This window comes from Geodermatophilus sp. SYSU D01119, from assembly GCF_054049975.1.
Genome location: NZ_JBJGYL010000021.1, coordinates 22,611 through 36,007, shown reverse-complemented (window position 1 = coordinate 36,007; position 13,397 = coordinate 22,611). Strand labels below are relative to the sequence as shown.

11 protein-coding genes and 1 riboswitch are annotated in these 13,397 nt (G+C 77.7%); of the genes, 2 read left to right on the top strand and 9 right to left on the bottom strand.

All coding sequences use genetic code 11. The features are described from left to right. From ACI79X_RS16145 to ACI79X_RS16130, 4 genes are read right to left on the bottom strand one after another with little or no spacing between them, the layout of a single operon-like run. On the bottom strand, positions 1-987 hold the full coding sequence (locus ACI79X_RS16145) for an ROK family glucokinase (protein ID WP_457026432.1): 987 nt from the start codon (positions 985-987) through the stop codon (positions 1-3). Then, on the bottom strand, positions 987-1,337 hold the full coding sequence (locus tag ACI79X_RS16140) for a hypothetical protein (protein ID WP_457026431.1): 351 nt from the start codon (positions 1,335-1,337) through the stop codon (positions 987-989). Before ACI79X_RS16140 ends, ACI79X_RS16145 begins: the two co-directional genes overlap by 1 nt. After that, positions 1,334-2,503: an ArsA-related P-loop ATPase gene (locus ACI79X_RS16135; protein WP_457026430.1), complete on the bottom strand. Its 1,170-nt coding sequence runs from the start codon at positions 2,501-2,503 to the stop codon at positions 1,334-1,336. Before ACI79X_RS16135 ends, ACI79X_RS16140 begins: the two co-directional genes overlap by 4 nt. Before the next feature lie 7 nt (positions 2,504-2,510). Beyond that, positions 2,511-2,942, bottom strand: a complete 432-nt coding sequence (locus ACI79X_RS16130; RefSeq protein ID WP_457026429.1) for an SRPBCC family protein — start codon at positions 2,940-2,942, stop codon at positions 2,511-2,513. A 154-nt stretch (positions 2,943-3,096) separates the two neighbouring features. Between ACI79X_RS16130 and ACI79X_RS16125 the strand changes: the two genes are divergently transcribed. After that, the gene (locus ACI79X_RS16125) at positions 3,097-4,890 is read left to right on the top strand and encodes an AMP-dependent synthetase/ligase (protein ID WP_457026428.1); all 1,794 of its coding nucleotides are present in this window, start codon (positions 3,097-3,099) and stop codon (positions 4,888-4,890) included. Between the two features lie 89 nt (positions 4,891-4,979). Here the strand turns inward: ACI79X_RS16125 and ACI79X_RS16120 are convergent, their stop codons facing one another. The 5 genes from ACI79X_RS16120 to ACI79X_RS16100 all read right to left on the bottom strand — a co-directional run bounded on the left by ACI79X_RS16120 (position 4,980) and on the right by ACI79X_RS16100 (position 11,275). Next, positions 4,980-6,098, bottom strand: a complete 1,119-nt coding sequence (locus ACI79X_RS16120; RefSeq protein ID WP_457026427.1) for a glycosyltransferase family 4 protein — start codon at positions 6,096-6,098, stop codon at positions 4,980-4,982. Then, positions 6,095-7,411, bottom strand: a complete 1,317-nt coding sequence (locus ACI79X_RS16115) for a M48 family metalloprotease (protein WP_457026426.1) — start codon at positions 7,409-7,411, stop codon at positions 6,095-6,097. The genes ACI79X_RS16120 and ACI79X_RS16115 overlap by 4 nt, the downstream gene beginning before the upstream one ends. A 139-nt stretch (positions 7,412-7,550) precedes the next feature. Beyond that, on the bottom strand, positions 7,551-8,588 hold the full coding sequence (locus ACI79X_RS16110) for a C40 family peptidase (RefSeq protein WP_457026425.1): 1,038 nt from the start codon (positions 8,586-8,588) through the stop codon (positions 7,551-7,553). Positions 8,589-8,748: 160 nt separating this feature from the next. Then, positions 8,749-8,927: riboswitch (cyclic di-AMP (ydaO/yuaA leader) on the bottom strand. Positions 8,928-9,086: 159 nt separating this feature from the next. Beyond that, on the bottom strand, positions 9,087-9,395 hold the full coding sequence (locus ACI79X_RS16105) for a hypothetical protein (RefSeq protein ID WP_457026424.1): 309 nt from the start codon (positions 9,393-9,395) through the stop codon (positions 9,087-9,089). A gap of 113 nt (positions 9,396-9,508) precedes the next feature. Beyond that, entirely contained in the window at positions 9,509-11,275 is a 1,767-nt protein-coding gene (locus tag ACI79X_RS16100; RefSeq protein WP_457026423.1) for an NlpC/P60 family protein, read from the bottom strand. Between the two features lie 222 nt (positions 11,276-11,497). Between ACI79X_RS16100 and ACI79X_RS16095 the strand changes: the two genes are divergently transcribed. After that, the gene (locus tag ACI79X_RS16095; protein ID WP_457026422.1) at positions 11,498-13,363 is read left to right on the top strand and encodes a DEDD exonuclease domain-containing protein; all 1,866 of its coding nucleotides are present in this window, start codon (positions 11,498-11,500) and stop codon (positions 13,361-13,363) included. Positions 13,364-13,397 lie beyond the last annotated feature (34 nt).

The following is a 13,397-nucleotide window of genomic DNA, read 5'->3' as shown; positions in this document are numbered from 1 at the left end:
TCAGCCGCCGGTCTCCCGCGCGCAGACGGCGGCCCGGGCGAGGTCGGCGGCGCCGACCAGGCCCGCCTGCGCGCCCAGCGTCGCACCGACCACCTCCGGGCCGGGCCGGAAGCCGCGGCCGGGCAGCACCCGGTCCAGCCGCTCGCGGGCCGGCCGCAGGACCATCTCGCCCAGCACGCTCACCCCGCCGCCGATGACGACGACGTCGGGGTCGAGCACCGCGGCGAGGTCGGCGATGCCCTGGCCCAGCCACTCCCCGACGTCGGTGACCAGGGTGAGCGCCACCGGGTCGCCGTCGGCCGCGGCCCGCGCGACGTCCTCCCCGGTGAGCCGGGTGGGGTCGCCGTCGACCCGGTCGAGCATCCGCGCCGCCGCCGCGGGCGAGCGGGTGGCCACCTCGCGGGCGGTGGTGGCCAGCGCGCTCCCGCTGGCGTACTGCTCCCAGCAGCCGCGGTTGCCGCACGCGCAGAGCCGGCCGTCGGGGACCACCCGCATGTGGCCCCACTCCCCCGCGACGCCGTGCGCGCCGCGCTGCAGCCGGCCGCCGGCGACGATCCCGCCGCCGATGCCGGTGCCGAGGGTGATGCACAGCGCGAGCTCCGCGCCCCGGGCGGCACCGAAGCGGTACTCGGCCCAGGCGGCGGCGTCGGCGTCGTTGCCCACCCACAGCGGCCGCTGCAGCCGCGCGGCCAGGTCGCGGCGCAGCGAGCTGTGCCGCCAGGCGAGGTGCGGGCTGAACAGCACCACGTCGCCGGTGCGGTCGAACCACCCGGCCGCGCCGACGCCGACCGCGACGAGCTCGCCCCCGTGCGCGGCGGCGAGCTCCTCCACCACCGCGGCGATCGCCGTCTCGGTCTCCCCCACCGTGGCGGTGGGTGTGGAGCGGCGGGCGGTGGCCAGGACCGTCCCGTCTGGGGTGACGACGCCGCCCGCGACCTTCGTGCCGCCGACGTCGACGCCCAGCGCCGGCTGGCCGGCCGCGTCCACTAGGCGATCTCGATGTGCTGCACCGGCGGGGCCGGCGGCGGCGCGGGGGCGGGCTCCCCCGGCTGCGGCGGCGCGGCCTGCCGCTCCTGCTCGGCCGCGGCGGCCATCGCGCGCAGCGCGGCCGCGGCGCTGGTGAGCGCGTCGGCCAGGGCCTCGCTCACCTCCGGCCGGCGCACGACGGCGGCCACCTGGCACACCGGGCACCAGCGGCAGTCCCCGCCGGCCGTGTGCGCGCCGCCGTCCGGCCCGCCCGCTCCCTGGAGCCCCAGCCCCTGCAGGTCCAGGCCCTGCAGGCCCAGGCCCGCGACCAGGCGGCGGGCCTGCTCGACCCAGTCGGTCGCCTCGCTCACCGCGATCCCCCCTCGTCCCGGCCCGGCTCCGGCTGCTGGGCGGCCAGCAGGTCGGCGGGCCACTGCTGCGGGTCCGCCGCGAACCCGACCTCCAGCCGCGCCCGGGCGGTGCCGGCGTCGGCCAGGCTGCCCGAGGTCACCACGCACCGCCGCAGCAGCGCGTCCAGCCGCAGCGACCGGCGGGTGCCCGCGGCGGTGAGCACCAGGTCGTCCTCCCACCGGGTCAGGGCGACGTCGGACCGCTCGGCGAAGGGCAGCGGCAGCACCAGCCGCCAGCCGCCGTCGACCCGCTCGGGCGCGGGCGCCGCGGCGGGCTGCCCCGCGGGGCCCGGCAGCTCCGGCACCAGCGCGGCGAGCTCGGCGGCGCCGCGCGGCGCGGCCGCGGACTCCGGCACCTCGACGACCTCCGCCACGTCGGCCAGCGCGGCCAGCGACTCCTCCTGCTCGGCGCGGCGCGCGGCCCACCAGCCACCGGCGGCCGCGTCGGGCAGCACCCGGGCGAGCACCCCGGCCGGGGACTGGCCGTGCACGGCCAGCGCCGTGGTGGCCCGGCGCAGGGCCGCGGCCGCGCCGGGCCGCGGCACGGCGACCAGCCGGACGGAGGTCGCCGACGGGTCGGCGAGGGTCAGCCCGGCCAGCCAGGACTCCAGCTCCGGGACGGCGGCCAGCGCGACGTCGACCGCGCCGCGGCGCACCGTGCCCGCCCGCACGGCGGCGGTGCGGACCGCGCCGAGCATCCGCAGCCGGGTGGGCAGCGCCTGGTCCAGCCACCAGCGCAGCGCCCCGGGCAGCGCGACCAGACCGGCCGCCGTCTCCAGCGGGCCGGCGTCGAGGACCACCAGGTCGGCGTCGCCGGCGCGGCCGAGCGCGGCCAGCAGCGCCACCTCCGGCGCCCCGGGCAGCGGGACCACCGAGGTGGCGGGCGGCAGCGCCAGGTCGGGGACGGCGGCCGACAGCTCGGCGCCCCACCGGTCCCACAGCCGCTCGAGCCCGGCGCGCGGGTCGGCGCGGACCACCTCGACCCCGGCGTCCGCGACGCCGGCCGGCGCCTCCTGACCGGTCACCAGCACCACCCGCCGCCCCGCGCTCGCGGCGCGGACCGCGGCGGCCGCCGCGACGGTGGTCGTGCCGGCCCCGCCGGGGCCGGTGAACAGCAGGGTGCGCACGGGCGGCTCAGGCCTCGACGCGCTTCTTGAGCTCCTTGAGCGCGGTGTCGAGGATGACCTTCTCGGCGCGGCGCTTGAGCATCCCGATCATCGGCACCGCCATGTCGACGGTGAGCCGGTAGGTGACCTCGGTGCCGCCGCCGGTCTCGGTGAGCGTGTAGGAGCCGTCCTGCCGCTTCATGATCTTGCTCTGCACGAGGGTCCAGGAGACCTGCCGGTCGTCGTCCCAGGTGTAGTCGAGGACGTACTCGTCGGTGAGGACCGTGGCGTCGATGACGAAGCGCACCCGGCGGGCGCGGCCGTCGGGCCCGGTCTCCTGCACCTCGACGGTGCGGGCCGCCTTCACCCACTGCGGATAGGCCGGGAAGTCGGCGATCACCGCCATCACGTCGGCCGCCGGGGCGGCGACGACGATCGACTGGGTGGACTGCTCGGCCATGGCCTGAGGCTAGCCGCTCCGCCTCCGCCCGCGGGCCGGGCCGCCCGGCAGCGGCTACTCACCGGTAGGCGCAGCCGGTAGATTCGTCGGGACGTGTCCCGCCGCGGGACCGCGGGCACCGGCGCCCCGGCCGAGCGGGGAGAGAGGACCGAGCGTGCGCGAGTACAGCGTCCCCGCGACGAGCGAGGTGGGCCCCGACGCGGCCCTGACCGACATGCTGACCGAGAACGTGGAGAAGCACGGCGACGACGTCGGCCTCCGCATCCAGCGCGGCGGGCGGTGGGAGGACGTCACCTGGCGCCAGTTCGGCGAGCAGGTGGCCGGCGTGGCCAAGGGGCTCGTCGCCGCCGGCGTGCGGCCCGGCGACCGCGTCGCGCTGCAGGCCAAGACCCGCTACGAGTGGCCGCTGTTCGACTTCGCCATCTGGACCGCCGGCGCGGTCACGGTGCCGGTGTACGAGACCTCCAGCCCCGACCAGGTGGCCTGGATCCTCGCCGACTCCGGTGCCGTCGCCGCGATCGTCGAGCGCGCCGAGCACGCCTCGGCCGTCGACTCCGTGCGCGACCAGGCGCCCGACCTCGGCCCGCTGTACGTCATCGACGACGACGCCGTCGCCACCCTCACCGCCGCCGGGGCCGACGTCCCCGACAGCGAGCTGGACGCCCGCCGCGCGACGCTGAACGCCGACAGCCTGGCCACGCTGATCTACACCTCGGGCACCACCGGCCGGCCCAAGGGCTGCGAGCTCACCCACGGCAACTTCCTGTTCGAGATCGACAACGGCATCACGCTGCTCGACAAGTTCCTGGGCAAGGGCGAGTCGCTGCTGCTGTTCATCCCGCTGGCGCACGTGCTGGCCCGCGTCCTGCAGGTCGGCGCGGTGAAGACCCGCACGATCACCGGCCACACGCCGGACGTGAAGAACCTGCTCGAGGACCTCGGCGCCTTCAAGCCGTCGTTCGTCCTCGCGGTGCCGCGCGTGTTCGAGAAGGTGTTCAACTCCGCGAAGGCCAAGGCGGAGGCCGACGGCAAGGGCAAGATCTTCGACCGCGCCGCCGCCGTCGCCATCGCCTGGTCCCGGGCGCAGGACACCGGCGGCCCGGGCCTGGGCCTGCGGCTGCAGCACGCACTGTTCGACCGGCTCGTCTACGGCAAGCTGCGCGCCGCGCTCGGCGGGCGGTGCCTCGGCGCCATCTCCGGCGGCGCCCCGCTCGGCGAGCGGCTCGGCCACTTCTTCCGCGGAATCGGCGTCACCGTCTTCGAGGGCTACGGCCTCACCGAGACCACCGCCGCCGCGTCGGTCAACCACGAGAAGGCGCTGCGCATCGGCACGGTCGGCCGGCCGCTGCCGGGTGTCTCGTTCCGGATCGCCGACGACGGCGAGATCCTCATCCGCGGCGGCGTGGTCATGCGCGGCTACTGGAAGAACGAGCAGGCCACCGCCGAGGCCATCGACGCCGAGGGCTGGTTCCACACCGGCGACATCGGCGAGATCGACGCCGACGGGTTCACGAAGATCACCGGGCGCAAGAAGGAGATCCTGGTGACCGCGGGCGGCAAGAACGTCGCCCCCGCCGTCCTCGAGGACCGGCTGCGCGCGCACCGGCTGGTCAGCCAGTGCATCGTCGTCGGCGACCAGCGGCCGTTCATCGCCGCGCTGGTCACCCTCGACGCCGAGGCGCTGCCGCTGTGGCTGGAGTCGAAGGGCAAGCCCGCCGACACCCCGGTCGGGGAGCTGGTCGACGACCCCGACATCAAGGCCGAGCTCGACGCCGCCGTCGCCGACGCCAACCGGGCCGTCTCCCAGGCGGAGGCCATCAAGAAGTACCGGGTGCTGGCCACCGACTTCACCGAGGAGAACGGGATGCTCACCCCGAGCCTCAAGCTGAAGCGCTCCGTGGTGGTCAAGGAGTTCGACGCCGAGGTCGAGGCGCTCTACAGCCGCTGACCTCGCAGGCCCCGGCGAGCCCCCTCCCGCACCGCGCGGGAGGGGGCTCGCGCCGTTCCCGGGACTCGCGGCGTTCCGAGGGGCCCCGGTCAGGGGCCGAGCAGGGCGGCGAGGTCCGCGGCGATCGTCGTCCACGACCAGCGCCGCTCCACCCACGCCCGCCCGGCGGCGCCCATCGCCCGGGCCCGCGCCGGGTCGTCGAGCAGCGCGCTCACCGCGGCGGCCACCGCCTCCGGGGACCGCGGGTCACGCACCACGGTGCCGGACTCGCCGTCGAGCACCGCCTCCGGCGCCCCGCCCGACGTGCCGGCCACCACCGGCAGGCCGCACGCGGCGGCCTCCAGGTAGACCATCCCCAGGCCCTCGACGTCCAGGCCGCCGCGGCGGGTGCGGCAGGGCATCGCGAACACGTCGCCGGCGGCGTAGTGCTCGGGCAGCCGGTCGGTCGGCACGGGGCCGGTCAGCACCACCGCGTCCCCGAGGGAGCGGGCCGCCCGGCGCAGCCGGGCCTCGTCGGGACCGCCGCCGACCAGCAGCAGCCGCGCGCCCGGGTGCCGGGCCAGCACCCGCGGCCAGGCGGCCACGAGCACGTCCTGGCCCTTGCGCGGCACCAGCCGGGACACGCACACCACCACCGGCGCCTCCCCCAGCCCGTACCGGCGGCGCACCGCGGTCCCGTCGGCGGCCGGGGTGAACCGGTCGACGTCGACGCCGGGTGAGAGCTGCGCGAGCCGCGCGCGCCCCTCGAGCGCCGGCGCCAGGCGGCTGCGGGTGTACTCGCTGATGTAGGTGACGACGTCGAGGCCGCCCGCGATCCGCTGCACCAGCTGCCGGGCGACGGGCAGCGCGACCCACCCGGTCTCGTGCCCGTGCGTGATCCCGACCAGGCGCCGCGCCCCGGCGGCCCGCAGCCCCGGCGCCAGCAGCCCGAGCGGGGCGGCGGCGCCGAACAGGACGGTGTCGCACCCGTGCCCGGCCACCAGCGCCGCCGCGGCCCGGGCGGCGGCGGGGGTGGGCAGGAGCATCGACGTCCGCTGCCGCACCACGGGGTAGGGCAGTTGCGCGTCGTAGGCCTCCCAGCCCGGCGAGCGGGAGGCGAGCACCACGAGCGACTCCGGCGGGCGGCGCTCGAGCAGCGCGGCGACGAAGGTCTGGATGCCGCCCTGCCGCGGCGGGAAGTCGTTGGTGACGACGAGCGTGCGGCTCACCGGCCGCCCAGTCCGAGCCAGTCCTCCGCCATCGCCACCCGCTGGGCCGTCGTCGGGTGCGAGCCGAAGAACCACTGCCAGGCCGCGGGTGGGCTGGGGTCGGAGAGGTTGGTCTCCCCCAGCCGCTGCTGCATCGCCACGAACGCCGCGGCGTCGCCGGTGAGGTCGAGGGCGTGCAGGTCGGCGCGCGCCTCCACGTGCCGCGAGACCAGGTTCTGCACCGGGGTGGCCACGAGCGTGCCGACGGCGACGAGCAGCAGCACCAGCGGAACGACCCGCGGGTCACCGGCCGACTCCGCGCCCGCGCGGCGCAGCAGGGGCGCCCAGGACAGCAGCCAGCCGAGCAGGGCCACCGCCCCGGCCGCGCCCAGCGCGCCCATCAGCGTGCCGGTGAGGACGTCGTCGGTGGCCACGTGCCCGAGCTCGTGGGCGACGATCGACTCGATCTCGTCGTCGGGCACCTCCTCGAGCAGCGTGTCGTAGAGGACGACGCGGCGCGTGGAGCCGAAGCCGGACACGTAGGCGTTGAGCGACGTCGTGCGGCGGGAGGCGTCGGCGACGAGGACGTCCTCGACCGGCGTGCCGCTCTCCTCGGCGAGCTCCAGGACGTCGGTGCGCAGCTGCCCGGCCGGCAGCGACGCGAAGCTGTTGAACGCCGGCTCGATCACCACGGGGTAGAGGAAGGAGCCGGCCACCACGAGCGCCGCGGCGCCCGCCGAGGCCCACGCCCACCACGTCCGCGGCGCCCGCCGGGCCAGGGCCACCAGCGCGAGCAGCCCCAGCGCGGTCAGGCCGGCGTCGATGGCGGTGTTCACGGCGACGTCGCGCAGCCACAGCCCCCACGAGCGGGTGGACAGGCCGTAGCGGTGCCGGACCACCTCGCCGTACGCGCTGATCGGCAGCGTGGCCAGCCGTCCGGCGAGCAGCAGGACGACCGTGCCGGCCAGCACGGTCAGCGGCCAGCGGCGGCCGTCCGCGCGGCCGAGCGCGCCGACCAGCCGGCTGCCCAGGCGGGTCAGCCCGAACAGCGCCGAGACGGCGAGGCCGAGCAGGAGGTTGGCCAGCGACGCGGGCCGCAGGTCGGCGGCGAGCGCCTCGGCGCGGCGCACGACCTCGGCGGGCAGCCCGGCGTCGTCGGTGACCGGGGTCGCCCCGCCGGGCGGGGTGGGCAGCACCGTCCACGGCGTGCGCACGGCGACCACGACGACGAACGCCGCCCCGAGCACCCCGGCGACGACGAGGGCGGCGCGGCGGGCGCTCCACCGGCGGGCGGCCGCGGGACCGGTGCGGTCCTCCTGGCGGGCTCCGCTCACCCCGCCGCCCAGCTCACCCGGCCGATCCTAGGCGCGCGCCGCGCCGGGCGGCCCGGCCCCCGGGAGCACCGGACCCCGGACGCAGCGAGGGCCGGCGACCCGGATCGGGTCACCGGCCCTCGCTGGTGGGGTGCTGCCGTCAGGCGATGCGGCGCATGGCGGTGATGCCGCCCATCGAGTCGACCGGCACGACCTTCACCGGCACACCGGAGGTGGACGCGTGCACCATCTGGCCGTTGCCGATGTACATCGAGACGTGGCTGACCGGGCTGTAGTAGAAGATCAGGTCGCCCGGCTGCAGCTGCGACCGCGAGACCGCGGTGCCCATCTGCGACTGCATGCGGCTCGAGTGCGGCAGGCTGATCCCGGCCGCCGCGTAGGCGTACTGGGTCAGGCCCGAGCAGTCGAAGGCGTTCGGCCCGCCGGCGCCCCACACGTAGGGGTCGCCGACCTGCGCCAGCGCGGTCTGCACGGCGGCCTGGGCGGCACCGCTCCCGCCGCCGGCCGCGGCCACCGCCGGAGCGGGCTCGGACGTCGCGGCCTGCGCCGCCGGGGCGCTGGCGCCGGTGCTGCCGCCGGCCGCCGCTGGAGCCGCGGGAGCTGCGGCCTCGCCGGCCTGCTGGGCGGCCAGTGCGGCCTCCTGCTGGGCGGCGGTGAGCGCGGCGAACTGCTCCTGGTAGTCGGCGATGTCGTCCTCGAGCTGCGCCTCCTGGGCGCTGAGGTCGTCGAGGGTGCGCTGCGCGTCGGCCTCGGCGGCGTCGGCGTCGGCCTGGGCCTGCTGGGCCGCGGCGGCGGCCTCACCGACGCGGGCGAGCACGTCGGTGGTGTGGCCGGCGATCTGGTCGAGCGTGGCCAGCGAGCTGACGAACTCGTCGGCGGAGTCGCTGGTCATCAGCAGCTCGAGCCCGGCGAAGGTGTCGTTGCCGCCGGTCCACGCGGTGCGGGCGACCTCGCGGATCTGCCCGTCGAGGGCCTGCAGCTGCACCTGGGCGTCGGCCAGGGCGCGGTCCGCGGCCTCGGCGGCGGCCTGCTGCTGCGTGAGCACCTCGCGGGCCTCGTTCACCTGCTCGGAGACCGCCTCGAGGCGGCGGCCGGCGTCGGCGGCGAGCTCGGCGGCCTGCTCCGGCGTGGTGGCCTGCTCCGGGTCGGCGAGCGCGGCGCCGGGGAGGAGCGTCACGGTCAGCGCGGCGGTGGTGCCGACCAGCGCGACGCGGCCGAGGAGGCGGCGGCGGGAGGGGCGGTGCGGCCCTGCGACACGGGCGGTGGTGCGGGACGCGGACTGTTCTCGGGCATGCCCCAGGGAGGGGCGGGGGGTCGCCACGGGCGGCGGCTCTCCGTTTCTTCCTCAGCAACCGCCTACCGAGTTAGCTGACGGGTTCGGGCTGGGAAGACGTGCCCTATCTCTGGACCCCGGCGGACCGGCGCCCGTGAGAACTCACCCCAGTGCTGCGGTGGGTCCCCGGCTCACCTCGCGCACACCCGGGGGTGGCGTCCGGTGACTCGGCGGTGACCGGCCGAGGTCACCTCGCAGTGGGTGACGACCACCCGGCCGGACGCGGCCACAGTACGGACGTGATGCAGTTGTGACAAACGCGGACCCCGGGAACTGTGAGAACACACACGGTGAGCAGCCGCGCCACTCCGGTGCGTACCCGTCCGCGCTGTCACCTGCGTCTCAGCCGGTGCGGCGGCGCCCGCCCGGACGGGACTCCCCCGCCGGACGGTGACGCAGCGGAGGCACCAGGCCGCCGTCGGCCAGGGCGCGCACGGCGCGGCGCTCGACGTCGTCGAAGTCGACGACCACGCCCGGCCGGGGCGCGCCGGCGTCCGCCGCGGTGCGCGCGGTGGCGGCCGGGACCGGCGGCACCGGCAGCAGCACGGGCTCGGTGCCCAGCTCCGCCGGCGGCGCGCCGAGCAGCACGGTGACGACGCAGTCGGCGCAGCCGGTGCCGCGCAGGGTGCACGAGTCGCAGTCGATGAGCATGGCGGTGTCCCTCCGGTGCCCCGCCGCGCGCCCGGAGGGTGCCGGGCGGCGGGCGGGACGGGTCTCCCTGTCGGTTGCGCCGCACGCTAGGGACGGCCACCGACAGTCCGGGCTCAGCTGCCCGCGTACTCCCAGTGCCAGGGCTCCTCGCGGCCGTTGCCCGGGTCGGCCCAGGTGGGGTGCAGCCAGCCGAAGCGGCCGGCGTTGGCGACCATCCACGCGTACTGCGGGGTGCCGAAGGTGTCGATGCCGCCGCACAGGTCGACCGCGAGGCCCCAGCCGTGGTTGCTGGTGCCCGGCACCGCCGCCAGCGCCGGCTTCTCCCCGTAGAGCCGCACCTGGGAGGCGTAGGTCCGGTAGGAGTCGGTGATGCAGACGGGCCGGCCGAAGGCCGCCGCGTAGGCCGCGCTCATCGCCCGCCAGGCCGCGGCGGCGTCGCAGCGCAGCGCGTGCGAGCCCACGCCGATCGGGCACAGCGCGCTGGGCGGGATCAGCCCGTTGGGGTAGCCGCCCCAGGACCGGGCGCCGTCGAAGCTGGGCGGGTAGACGGTGTTGCCGCACTCGACGCGCAGCGCGCCGCCGGTGGGGGCCGGCGGGACCACCTCCGCGCGCGGGCCGAGGCTCGGCCGGCCGAGGTGCAGCACCTGGTCGGCCGGCAGCCGGCGGACGACGACCGCGCCGGCCCGCCCGTCGGCGGCCAGCATCGTCTGCCCGTCGAGGGCGATGCCCACGTGCCCGAGCCCCGACTCCGGCGTCCCGAGGAACACCAGGTCGCCGGGGAGCACGTCGGCGAGGTCGACCGGCGTCGTCACCGCGAACAGCCCCGCCTGGTCGACCGGCAGGTCGATCCCGGCGTCGCGGTAGACGGTCGAGACCAGCGACCCGCAGTCCCAGGAGTCCGGCCCGGCCGTGCCGGGCGCGTAGGGCCTCCCGAGGGTGTCCATGGCCGCGGTGACGGCGGCCAGCGTCTCCGCCGGCAGCACCAGCAGCGACGTGGGCTCGCGCGGGAGCTGCGCCGCGCCGCGCTGGGCGCCGCCCGCCGCGGCCCCGACCGGCACCAGCCCGCCGGGGAGCCCGGCGACCGGGTCGCGCAGCGCCGACGCCGGCGGGGCGGTGATCCCGGCCGCCGCGAGCTGGTCGAGGTAGGCCCGCCAGTTGGCCGCCGTCTGCCGGTCGACGTCGGCCTGCTGGCGCTGCAGGTCCGACAGCTGCCGGTCGACGTCGCCGAGCGCCACGTCGAGCTCGTCGGTGACCGCCTCCGCGCTCGCCTGCAGCTCGGCCACCTGGCCCGACAGCTGGTCGGCGCGCTGCTGCGCCTCGGCCAGCGCGGCCTCGGCCGTCGTCTGCTCGGCGACCGCCGCCCGGCGCTGCGCCTCCGCGGCACCCACCGTCGCGGCGGTGTGGTCGTCGACGGCCTCGAGGTAGCCGATGGCCGCGACGACGTCACCGGGGTCGGCGCCGCTGAGCAGGACCGACAGCGGCGTCAACGTGCCGCCGTCGCGGTAGGCGGCCGAGGCGTAGCGGGCGACGACGGCCTGGTGGCGGGCCAGCTCCTCCTCCGCGCCGGCGACGACGTCCCGGGCGGCGTCGGCGTCGGCCTGCGCGGCGGCCAGCGCCTGCTGCGCCGCCTGCACCTCGGCCTGCCGCTGCTGCAGGTCGGCCTGCACCTCGGCGGCGCGCTGCTGCAGGCGGTCGAGCGCCGCGCTGTCGAGGGTGCCGCTGGTGCCGCCGGGCTGGTCGCTGGGTGCCGCGGCCGCCGGGCCGGCGAGCGTGACGGCCAGCACGAGGGCCAGCACGAGGGCAGGCACCGGGGCAGGCACCGGGACGAGGGCCGCGGCGCCGGGCGACGCCGCGCCGCGCCGGCGGGAGCGCGCACGCATCGGACCACCCTCACTGGACCGGACCCCCCTGGTCCGCCGCGCGATCGTCGTCCGGGCCGTGCCGGTGCCGCAACCGGTGCGGGCGCGGCTCCCCCGCCCGGGCGAGGACACGCCGGGCGCCGCGCCGGGGAGCCCGCCCGGGACCCCGTCCGGCGCCTCCCCCGGCACCCCCGCCGGGGCCGCCTCCCCGGGACTGTCCGACCCCCGGCCTACCGTCCCGCCGTGCTCTTCCCCGCCAGCGGGGCCGGTTCCCGGCCGCCGCGACACGAGCAGGCACCCGCCCACGGCGACCGCCCGCTCCCCCGCACCCGGCCGGTCCCGCACGAGCCGCTGCCCTTCGTCCAGGCGACGATCGACGAGCTCGGGACGCCGCTGGCCGACGTCACCTTCGTGGTGGTCGACCTCGAGACCACCGGCGGGTCGCCCAAGGACTCCGCGATCACCGAGATCGGGGCGGTGAAGGTCCGCGCCGGTGAGGTGCTCGGCGAGTTCCAGTCGCTGGTCGACCCCGGCTGCGAGGTGCCGCCGTACATCAGCGTGCTCACCGGCATCACGACGGCGATGGTGGCCACCGCCCCGCGCATCGACGCGGTCCTGCCGGCCTTCCTCGAGTTCGCCCGCGGCGCCGTCCTCGTGGCGCACAACGCCCCCTTCGACCTGGGGTTCCTGCGGGCCGCCTGCGAGCAGACCGGCACCGCCTGGCCCGCGGCCGCCTCGGTCGACACCGCCGTCCTGGCCCGCCGGCTGCTCTCCCGCGACGAGGTGCCCAACTGCAAGCTGGCCACCCTCGCGCCGTTCTTCTCCGCCGCGACCTCGCCGTGCCACCGGGCGCTCGACGACGCCCGCGCGACCGTCGACGTCCTCCACGGCCTGTTCGAACGACTCGGCCCGCTCGGGGTGACGTCGCTGGAGGAGCTGACCGGGCTGACCCGCCAGGTCGACCCGGCGCGCCGCCGCAAGCGCCACCTCGCCGACGCCGTCCCGCACGGCCCCGGCGTCTACGTCTTCCGCGGCCCGCGCGACGAGCCGCTCTACGTCGGCACGAGCAACGACCTGCGCACCCGCGTCCGCAGCTACTTCACCTCCAGCGAGCAGCGCAGCCGGATGACCGAGATGGTCGCCCTCGCCACCCGCGTCGACGCCGTCCCCTGCGCGCACGACCTCGAGGCCGCCGTCCGCGAGCTGCGGCTGATCGCCGAGCACAAGCCGCGCTACAACCGCCGGTCGCGCTTCCCCGAGCGGGCACTGTGGCTGCGGCTCACCGAGGAGCCCTTCCCCCGGCTGTCGGCCGTCCGCCGGACGCGGCCGGGCACCGGGGTCTTCCTCGGCCCCTTCGCCGACCGGCGCGCCGCCGACATGGCGATGGCCGCCGTCCACGAGGCGTTGCCGCTGCGGCAGTGCACCTCCCGGCTCTCGCCGCGCGTCCACACGAGCGCCTGCGCGCTGTTCGGCATGGGCCGCTGCGGCGGGCCGTGCACCGGCGCGCAGTCGGTCGAGGAGTACGCCGTCGTGGCCGAGGTGCTGAGGGCCGCCGTCGCGGGCGACCCCGGGGCCCTGGTCGAGCCGCTGCTGGCGCGGGTCGACCGGCTGGCCGACGAGGAGCGCTACGAGGACGCCGCGGTGCTGCGCGACCGGGTCGCCGTGCTGGTGCGCGCGGTGCGCCGCCGGCAGCGGCTCGAGACGCTGGCCGCCGTCCCGGAGTTCGTGCTGGCCCGCCCCGACGGCGCCGGCGGCTGGCACCTGACGGTGGTGCGCCGCGGCCGGCTGGTCGCCGCCGGCGGCGCGCCCCGGGCGACGTCGGTGCGCGACGCGCTGGCGCTGCTGCGGGCCACCGCGGAGACCGTGCCGGGTCCCGACGGCGAGCTGGCGGCCTCCGTCGACGAGACCGAGCTCGTGCTGCGCTGGATGGAGAAGCCCGGCACCCGCCTGGTCGAGGTCGACGGGACGCTGGCCTGCGCCGCGCCGGGCACGGGCGGCTTCAGCGACTTCCTGGCCCGCGTGGAGGCCGGCCGGGCGCTGCGCGACCCCTTCGCCGACGGGCGGCAGCTCGGCACCCGCTCCCGGCCCGACCGCGTCGTCGTCGCCTGACGGCCCGCGGGGCGGGGGCGCCGCGGCTAGAGTC